Source organism: Edaphobacter sp. (assembly GCF_035763405.1).
Lineage (GTDB): Bacteria > Acidobacteriota > Terriglobia > Terriglobales > Acidobacteriaceae > Edaphobacter.
This window is the reverse complement of sequence record NZ_DASUBE010000077.1, coordinates 1-4673: the sequence shown is the minus strand read 5'-3', so window position 1 is coordinate 4673 and position 4673 is coordinate 1. Positions and strand designations below refer to the sequence as shown.

At 58.2% G+C, this 4673-nt stretch carries 3 protein-coding genes; 2 read left to right on the top strand and 1 reads right to left on the bottom strand.

Annotated elements, in window-relative coordinates; translation table 11 throughout:
- Positions 1–611 precede the first annotated feature (611 nt).
- A complete protein-coding gene (gene typA / locus VFU66_RS07670; protein WP_326445657.1) occupies positions 612–2444 on the top strand; it encodes a translational GTPase TypA in 1833 nt (610 codons plus the stop codon).
- 281 nt (positions 2445–2725) lie between these two features.
- Positions 2726–4387 carry a site-specific DNA-methyltransferase gene (locus VFU66_RS07665; protein ID WP_326445656.1) on the top strand — a complete coding sequence of 554 codons (1662 nt, stop codon included), beginning with the start codon at positions 2726–2728 and terminating at the stop codon, positions 4385–4387.
- Positions 4388–4564: 177 nt separating this feature from the next.
- On the opposite strand, the gene VFU66_RS07660 is transcribed toward VFU66_RS07665, so the two are convergent.
- Positions 4565–4673: Fe-Mn family superoxide dismutase (locus VFU66_RS07660; RefSeq protein ID WP_326445658.1), on the bottom strand; the 109-nt coding region annotated here is incomplete at its 5' end.

The window sequence follows — 4673 nt, the reverse complement described above, 5'->3', positions numbered from 1 at the left end:
GGCGCGGGTGTGAAGGGCAGCCGGTTCTATCTCATTAACGGAGGCTTCGTGCCGCAGACTATCCAATACGGAGATACTCTGGAGCGGCCGACTACCAGGAAGATGCCTGAGATTCAGCTTCCAGTAGCGAGTGCCACGCCTGCGTCCCGTTGAACCGTTGTGGTGGTCGAGGCGAGGTGGTTCCGTTTGTTAGGACGGTTTTCGTCAGCTTCTGGTAATCGAGATCAGTGTCTCGGTTCCTGGCTGGGCAGCTCTATCCGTTCGCGGATTCAGCATGTCGGCTACTGGTACCTGAAGCGGAGGGTGCATCACTGAACAAAGCCGTCTCTGGTCACCCTCGCTGATACTCACTTCCTCCCCAGCTCCCTGCTGTTGAAACGCTCAATACCGCTGTAGACCTCAATCAGCGGCCTTTTATTGCAGAAGAAGTTTCACTTCGGCGCAAAACCTATCGCACCGCGCTAACGCGGGCATGCGCGCAGGCAGATTTCCATGCGGTCGCACTTTCTGTAGAAAGCGAGCAGACCTGCGCCTATCTAAGCTAAACTAGTCAGTAGCGCATTTCTCCCCCAAATACCACCCTCAAGCGCACAGACAGGACACCTTACGCCGTGAGCACCTCGACCGCAGTTGCCGTGAAGCCCATCTTCAACATCGCCATCATCGCCCACGTCGATCATGGCAAGACCACGCTGGTCGATGCCATGCTGCGCCAGAGCGGGACGTTCCGCTCGAACGAGGCCGTCGCCGACCGCGTCATGGACTCGAACGACCTCGAGCGCGAGCGCGGCATCACGATTCTGGCCAAGAACACGGCGATCCATTACATGGACTCTAAGATCAACATCGTGGACACGCCCGGCCACGCCGACTTCGGCGGCGAAGTGGAGCGCGCGTTGAAGATGGTCGATGGCGTAGTGCTGCTGGTCGATGCCTCCGAAGGCCCGCTGCCGCAGACGCGCTATGTGCTCTCGAAGGCGCTTGAAGCGAAGCTGACGCCGATCCTCGTCATCAACAAGATCGACCGGCCCGACGCGCGGCCGCAGGAGGTTGTCAACGAAGTTTACGACCTGTTCATCGACCTCGATGCTGACGAGAGCGTGCTGGATTTTCCGATCATCTACACGAACGGCAAGCAGGGCACGGCGACCATGGACCTCGCCCAGCCGGGCACGGACCTGAAGCCGCTCTTCGACCTCATCGTGAATACGATTCCGCCGGCCAAGGGCGATCCTGAAGGCTCGCTCCAGATTCTGGTGACGAATCTTGACTACTCGGACTACCTGGGTCGCCTCGCCATCGCGCGCGTCTTCAACGGCACGCTCAAGACGGGGCAGGAGGTCGCGGTCTCGAAGACGGACGGCACGCTCCAGAACGTCAAGATTACGAAGCTGTTTACGTTCGACGGACTGAAGCGCATCGACACGCCGGAGACACAACTGGGCGACATCGTCGCCATTGCTGGCGTCGCGGGCATCACGATTGGCGAGTCGTTCACCAGCATCGAGGCGCCTGCACCCTTGCCGCTCATCAAGATTGACGAACCGACGATTGCGATTCAGTTCTCGGTCAACAACGGACCGTTTGCCGGGCGCGAGGGCTCGTATGTCACCAGCCGCAACCTCCGCGAGCGGTTGGACAAGGAACTGCTGACGAACGTCTCGATCCGCGTCGAAGAGACCGGCTCGCCGGACACCTTCAAGGTGCTGGGCCGCGGCGAGCTTCAGCTTTCGGTGCTGATCGAGATGATGCGCCGCGAAGGCTTCGAGCTGATGGTCTCGCGTCCGGAGATCGTCACACGCCGCATCGACGACCAGCTCATGGAGCCGAACGAATATCTGACGGTGGACATTCCTGAGAACTTCGTCGGTACGGTCATCGAGCGGCTGGGGCCGCGCAAGGGCGAGATGGTCAAGATGACGAACCACGGCTCGGGCCGCGTGAGGATGGAGTTCAAGATTCCTTCGCGCGGGCTGATTGGGCTGCGCTCGGAGATGCTGACCGAGACGCGCGGCACGATCATCATGAACTCGATTGCTGACGGCTACGTGCCTTACCAGGGCGAGATTCCGCAGCGGCCGACCGGCGCGCTCATCTCCGACCGCGCCGGCACGACGACCATCTACGCGCTCAGCGGCCTGGAAGATCGCGGCGTGCTCTTCGTTCCTGATGGTATCGAGGTCTACGAGGGCATGGTCATCGGCGAGCACTCGCGCGACAACGACCTCGACGTGAACTGCGTCCGCGAGAAGAAGCTGACGAACATGCGAGCCAGCTCGGCTGACGAGGCGCTCAGGCTGTCTCCGCACAAGCAGCTCACGCTCGAACAGTCCATCGAATTTATTGCTGACGATGAGCTGGTTGAGGTGACTCCGAAGTCGCTCAGGCTCAGGAAGAAGGTTCTACAGGCCAACCGGAGACCCAGACGGAGCCAGCCGGAGTAGTCACCCCCCCCCCATACTTTTTTGCAAAATCCTTCTAACAAAGGACTTATGTGTGGGGATATGGCTGAAGTACTCATGTTTACTGGGGCTGATCCTGTAAGTTACTTCTAACAAATGGTTTAGTCTTCGAATTCCCGGAAAGACAGAAAAGTCCGGCTCACGCCGGACTTTTTCTCTTCCTGATTCCATTCTATCGGACGTGTCAATATTACCCGGTATCGGATGCAGTCAGGATTCCTCGCCGATGTTGATCGCTGTCTGCTCTCCGTCCACGCATAAAGATGCTAACCTCAGTTCGGATGCTCACGGACAAAAATCAGCTCTACTACGGAGACAACCTCGAGGTCCTGCGCGACTACATCCCCGCGCAATCGGTCGATCTCATCTATCTCGACCCGCCCTTCAATTCCCGCCAGGACTACAACGTCCTCTTCGCGGAGAAGGACGGCCACAGCTCCGCCGCGCAGATCACCGCCTTCAAGGACACATGGGAGTGGAACGAAGAAGCCGCCCGTAGCTATGAAGAGGTTGTCGAACAGGGAGGTCGCGTCGCCGACGCCATGCGCGCCTTCCGCACCCTCCTCGGCGGCTCCGACATGCTCGCCTACCTCGCCATGATGGCCCCGCGCCTCGTCGAGTTGCGCCGCGTCCTCAAGGAAACCGGATCCATCTACCTCCACTGCGACCCCACCGCCAGCCACTACCTAAAGCTGCTGATGGATGGGGTCTTCGGTGCGCAGTTCTTTCATTCAGAAATTATTTGGAAACGTAACAGCGCACATAGCGATGCAAAGAGATTCGGGTCGGTTCACGACACAATCCTTTTCTATTCAAAGGGAAATGATCCCTTTTGGTCGACCCAATACCAGGCATACGAGCCAGGTTATGTGGAACAGTATTATCGATACAAAGACGAAGACGGACGACGTTTCATGTCCGGCGACCTCAGTGCTGCTGGCCTGCAAGGTGGCGGATACACCTATGAGTGGAAAGGCGTCACACGAGTCTGGAGAGTCCCGGTCGCAACAATGGAGCGTCTCGATTCGGAGAATCGTGTCTTCTACACGCGCAACGGCATACCTCGATTCAAGCGCTATCTTGACGAATCCAAAGGAATGCCGGCTCAGGATGTCTGGACAGATATCGAATCCCTAAAATCGTGGATGGCCGAGCGTCTCGGCTACCCCACCCAGAAGCCGGAAGCTCTTCTTGAACGCATTCTCCGTGCCAGTTCCAACGAGGGCGATCTTGTTCTCGATCCTTTCTGCGGCTGCGGAACCACCGTGCAGGTTGCGCAGAAGCTCAACCGCCGCTGGATCGGCATCGACATCACCCACCTTGCCATCGGCCTGATCAAGGGCCGGCTCGACAAAGCTTTTGAGAACAGTAGGCCACCGATACGTCAAACCTACGAGGTCATCGGCGAACCGAGAGACCTAGCTGGCGCAAGACAACTCGCCGAAGAAAATAAATATCAGTTCCAGTATTGGGCACTTGGAGAATGTGGAGCCCGTCCGACCGAAGGCATCAAAAAAGGCGCGGACCGCGGCATCGATGGACGCCTTTACTTCCACGACGACCGTTCCGGCAAGTCCAAACAGATCATCTTCTCCGTCAAGGGCGGCCAGAATATCGGCGTCTCCGAGGTACGCGACTTGCGCGGTGTTCTCGACCGCGAAAAGGCGGAGATCGGCGTCTATATCTCATTCGCCGAACCCACCAAACCGATGCTCCGCGAAGCTTCCGAAGCCGGCTTTTACGCCTCTGTTGACGGGAGTAAATATCCCCGCGTCCAACTGCTCACCATCAAGGGCCTGCTCGAAGGCACCCAGCGCCTCGAACGCCCCCTCCACGTCCGCGATGTCACCTTCAAATCCGCCCCGCGTCACCGCGAGGCTCCCGCATCCAACTTCACATTGCCTTTGAAAGATGGCGAAGAGTGATGTACATCGACCGCTACCTGAACGAGATCATCGATTACGGCGGCATCCCCTGCACCCGCTCTGAAGCCTGCCCCTCCACCAAGGACGCAAAAGCGGATTCCTCCGCTTCGCTACGGAATGGAAATGCAAAGAGGCTGCTTGCGCAGCCTTCTTTGCATGTGCGGAATGTGTTGTGGATTACTTGTGTGACTTGGCGGTGGCGAAGCGTTTGTTGACCTCGTCCCAGTTGACGGTGTTCCACCAGGCGGCGAGGTAGTCGGCGCGCTTGTTCTGGTATTTGAGGTAG